Annotated in this window: 5 protein-coding genes; all 5 read left to right on the top strand. The window is 61.0% G+C overall.

The features are described from left to right. Positions 1-996: S-layer homology domain-containing protein (locus tag KVT38_RS06015; RefSeq protein WP_217592790.1), on the top strand; the 996-nt coding region annotated here is incomplete at its 5' end. Between the two features lie 138 nt (positions 997-1,134). Beyond that, positions 1,135-1,593 (top strand): RrF2 family transcriptional regulator, encoded by a 459-nt coding sequence (locus tag KVT38_RS06010; protein WP_217592789.1) that lies wholly within the window; start codon positions 1,135-1,137, stop codon positions 1,591-1,593. A 55-nt stretch (positions 1,594-1,648) separates the two neighbouring features. Beyond that, the gene (locus KVT38_RS06005; protein WP_217592788.1) at positions 1,649-2,485 is read left to right on the top strand and encodes a helix-turn-helix transcriptional regulator; all 837 of its coding nucleotides are present in this window, start codon (positions 1,649-1,651) and stop codon (positions 2,483-2,485) included. Positions 2,486-2,586: 101 nt separating this feature from the next. Further along, entirely contained in the window at positions 2,587-3,663 is a 1,077-nt protein-coding gene (locus tag KVT38_RS06000; RefSeq protein ID WP_254639035.1) for an ABC transporter substrate-binding protein, read from the top strand. Between the two features lie 143 nt (positions 3,664-3,806). Then, positions 3,807-4,241 (top strand): L-fucose mutarotase, encoded by a 435-nt coding sequence (gene fucU / locus KVT38_RS05995; protein ID WP_217592787.1) that lies wholly within the window; start codon positions 3,807-3,809, stop codon positions 4,239-4,241. The last annotated feature ends 229 nt before the right edge of the window (positions 4,242-4,470 follow it).

Genomic DNA, 4,470 nt, shown 5'->3' with positions numbered 1-4,470 from the left:
GCGGCGCCGGTCGAGCCGGATACGTCTACGGTGCCGGATGCGCCGACCGGAGTAAGCGCGTCGCCGGGCGATGCATCGGCGACGGTGACGTTCACGGCGCCAACGAGCGACGGCGGCAAGCCGATCACGGGCTACAAGGTGACGGCGTGGTCGAACGGCGCGGAAGCGAAGACGGTCGAGAGCGCAGGCGCGGCGGCTGAAGGCAAGATCGCCGTCGCTGTGACGGGTCTCGCGAACGGCACGACGTATACGTTCACGGTGAAGGCCGTGAACGTGAAGGGCGAGTCGCAGCCTTCGGGCATCTCTAACGCGGTTACGCCTGTGAGCGCATCTGGCGGCGGAGAAGGTGGAGGCCCGGGCCCGGGAACTGGCTCCGGACCAAGCCCAAGCCCAAGCCCAAGCCCTGAACCTGGTCAAACCAGCGGAGAACTGTCGGACAAGGGGATCGCATACATCGGCGGCTATCCCGGAGGTCTTTTCAGACCGAATGCCAGCCTTACTCGGGCAGAGATGGCTGTCATTTTAACCAGACTGTTCGGCAACGTCGACGATACCGGCACTGAAACGCACTTCCAAGACGTTTCTCAGACGTATTGGGCATCGCAGGCAATTGCCCAAGCTGCGAACCGCGGCTGGATGAACGGTTATCCTGACGGGAAATTCCATCCGGACGCTGCGATTACCAGGGCGGAGATGGCCGTGCTCCTGCATAAGCTTGGAATGAAGAGCGCGCAGCAGACCGGCACTGGCTTCACGGATATTCAAGGCCACTGGGCCGAACCTGCGATTGTTCAAGCACAAGCCGCTGGCATCATTGGAGGTTATGAGGACGGCATGTTCCGCCCGGACCGGCCGCTAACGCGAGCGGAGGCGGTCACGATCTTGAACAAGGTGCTTGGACGTCAGGACGATCGGTTGCCCAAGCCGCTTTATTCCGACGTTTCCGCGGCACACTGGGCATACGGCGCGATCCAGGCCGCTTCCCGTACCCAATAGGCGCGGCAATCTCGTTTGATGGTACTCGATCTTCATTGTCCGCGTGCGGTCGATGAAGATCTTCTTTTTCAAGAGACAGGTTGCATCCCGATGCGCTATACTGTGTTAATAGCGAGTACGCCGGATGGAGGTGTGTTTATGGCAATCGATAAATGCGGAGGCGTGGCGACGCCGAGATGGTTCGGCTATGCGCTGCAGTCCCTCGTTTACTTGGCCCATCACGCCGACCGGGACGATCGCTGTCCAAGCGGCGAGATCGCCGGAGGCTGCGCCACGGAGGCGACGCTCATGCGGCGAATCCTCTCGCGCCTGGCCAGGGCACAGATCGTCGGAGCGCGCGAAGGCAGAGAAGGCGGTTACTTCCTGCTCAAGCCACCGGAGGCGATCACGCTAGGCGAAGTGTATCGGGCGCTCGAGATCGCGGAGCCGCTGCACAGCGGGATGCTCGACAGCGCGGACGACTGCACGGCGCTCGGTTCGGGTATGAAGGAAGCGTTCGGCGACGTCATTCGCGAGACCGAGCGCAGGATGATGGAAGTGCTCGACGGCCGCACGATCGCGGACATGATCGGACAGGTGTTCGGGCAAAAGGTATAAATCGCGGGCGGCGCTGCCGCCCTTTTTATTACGGAAAGGACGTGACGGCGCGAACATGTCCTATACATGCGAGCAATTGGCTGAAGCATTCGAAGGCGCGAATCTGACCGTTCACGGCGTTTACCGCACGGTCCTCGCGGCCGAATCGGCATATACCGGGCACGTAGAGCGACCGACCTCCAAGTGTGCGGTCATTATCGGTCTGAGCGGTCAGGCCGATTTTATTTTTGACGGCGCGGAGCGGCATGCGATGGAGCCGGGCGTCGCGCTGATCGGCGGGGTGAACAGACGGCTCGAGATCCGGACGGGAGGCGAGACGTTCGAATACGGGCTCGTCCACTACTTGCCGGAGCCGCCGATCGGCGAGGCTGCGCAGATAGTGGCTGCCGTCTCGTCGCTGCGCGTCGGTGCGGACCCGGAGCAGCGTCTGCTACTGGAGCGGCTGCTGCGGGCGGCTGCGCTTCCGGACGGCATGATGCGGCTTGAGAAAAAAACGTTGTTTTACCAGCTCGTGAACCGGCTGCTCGTCGCGGCGCGTACAGTCAGGCACGGACCGGCTTCCACAATGGTAAGCGACACGCTTGAGCTGATTCACGCGCATTACGCGGAGCCGATTACGCTTGCGCGGCTGGCCGGGCGGCATGGGCTCGGGCCCAAGTATTTTTCGACGCAGTTTCGCAGGTTTATGGGCATGGGACCGATCGATTATTTGATTCGGTACAGAATGAACCGCGCGGAGGAGCTGCTCGCGACCGGATCGTATACGGTGCATGCGGTGGCGAGAAGCGTCGGTTACCCGGATGCCTACTATTTCAGCCGACTTTACAAAAAGCACAAAGGGCAATCTCCGGGCGAGCTCGGACTGAAGCATAGGCGAAATCGTCCATCCTGATCGCTAACTTTTCTCCATTTGCAGCAAGCGGGCGAGGTGTTAAAGTCTAGATGATAATGAGAATCGTTATCTACTAGATGAGCAGAGGGGAAATCTTTAACATGATGAATCGCTTCAAATGGTGGCCGACGCTTGTCGGTTTGATGCTGCTGCTTGTGCTGCTGTCGGCCTGCGGCAACGGAAATAACGAAGCTTCGGGCAGCCCAAGCGCCGGTGCAGGCGCAACGGCCGGCGCTTCCACAGGCGGAGCGGGCGCCGCCGGCAGCGGCAGTCCCGCTGCGTCCGCGGGCGCTTCGGAAGCTGCGGCTGCATATCCGCGCACGGTGACAAGCGTCGGCGGCGACGTGACGCTCCCGGAGCAGCCCAAGAAGGTGGCGGTGCTCCACTGGGGCTATACCGATTCGCTGCTGCTGTTCGACCTCGACTCCGCAGCGTTCGCGCTTCCTTTTACGGAGAAACAATCCCTGCTCGGCACGGACGCCTACAAAGCGTACGCCGATAAAATCGCCGACATCCGGATCGTGGGCGAGAACACGGAGGTCAATCTCGAAAAGCTGGCGGCTTACGGCCCCGATCTGATCATCGCGGGCAACAAGACGAACGAGAAGGTGCTGCCGCAACTGTCCCAAGTCGCGACGACGGTCGTCATCGACGAAGCGCGGACGGACGTATGGTCGAACTGGCCGGCGCTCGTGACGGAGATCGGCAAGATTCTGGGACAGGAGCAGGTGGCCGCGGACTATATTGCCGGCTACAGGAGCGAGCTGGCGGCAGCCAAAGAAAAGCTCGCGGCGCTCCAAGGCACGGTCGCGTTCCTGCAAGTGCGGGACAAGACGGTCTACCTGCAGGGCAGCGACTATCTGAAGGATTATTATGACGGACTTGGCCTGAAAGCGCCCGAAGGCGATATCGGAAAGAGCGGCGCCGAGCTCAGCCTCGAAGGACTCAGCGCGCTTGATCCCGATTATCTGATCCTTGGCTACTTCAACTATCACGATTCCACGATGGCCGCGTTCACCGATACGTGGAAGGACAGCACGATCTGGAAAAACCTGAAGGCGGTCAAAAACGGGCATGTCTACGGCGTGGACGGCCAACTGGTGCTTGGCTACGGGCCGATCGACCGCAGGACAGGCGTCAAAGTCATTTCGGATGCGTTGTCGAGCGCAGCTCAATAAAGACAAGACGAACCGCGTCGGTTATACTGGCAGAAGACGGCAGAAACGGGCGATTCGGCCTGCGTGCCGGGGCATGTCCGGTTCGGGCGGCCCGCGCGTTCTGACCGTGCGTACGCGCAGAAGCCGGCGGGAGGTCGATTGAATTGTTGAAGGGAATTCCGGCGATATTGTCTCCGGAGCTGCTGAAGATTTTGATGGAAATGGGACACGGCGACGAGATCGTGTTGGGCGACGGGAACTTCCCGGCAGCCAGCCACGCCCAGCGTCTCGTGCGCGCCGACGGCCATGGCGTGCCGGAGCTGCTGGACGCGGTGCTGAAGCTGATGCCGCTCGACCAGTATGCGGATCGGCCGGTTGCGCTCATGCAGGTCGTGCCCGGCGATACGGCCGAGACGCCGATCTGGGGCCGGTACGGCGATATTATTCGCGAGCGGACCGGTCTTGCGGAGCCGTTCGAGGAAGTGGAGCGATTCGCGTTCTACGAGCGGGCGAAGCAAGCGTACGCGATCGTGGCGACGGGCGAGAGCGCGATTTACGCCAACATCATTCTCAAAAAGGGCGTCATCAAGCCCGAATAACCCACCGCATTCATCGAAGTGAAGGAAACAAGGAAAGTCGGATATGCTCCCCAGCGCGCGTCGCGCTTGGAGAACGTATCCGGCTTTTTCAATTCAGCGCGCCTAGCCAAGCTAGGCACAACTAGCCAGTGGAAGTCCGGCCGAGGTAAGAACCAAGTCGCCTCGTAGCTGACGGGCAACTGGTGGAGAGATCCTAAGGTTGAAGCCCCGTGACAAAGTAACTCCTTGG

The sequence above is a fragment of the Cohnella sp. GbtcB17 genome, assembly GCF_019091135.1.
Taxonomy (GTDB): domain Bacteria; phylum Bacillota; class Bacilli; order Paenibacillales; family Paenibacillaceae; genus Cohnella.
The sequence above is the reverse complement of the archived record's forward strand: the minus strand, read 5'-3'. Positions and strand labels throughout refer to the sequence as shown.

Excerpts from the sequence above, each read along its gene's own strand:
- KVT38_RS06005 (WP_217592788.1), top strand. The coding sequence starts at position 1,649 with ATGTCCTATACATGCGAGCAATTGGCTGAAGCATTCGAAGGCGCGAAT.
- KVT38_RS06000 (WP_254639035.1), top strand. The coding sequence starts at position 2,587 with ATGATGAATCGCTTCAAATGGTGGCCGACGCTTGTCGGTTTGATGCTG.
- KVT38_RS06010 (WP_217592789.1), top strand. The coding sequence starts at position 1,135 with ATGGCAATCGATAAATGCGGAGGCGTGGCGACGCCGAGATGGTTCGGC.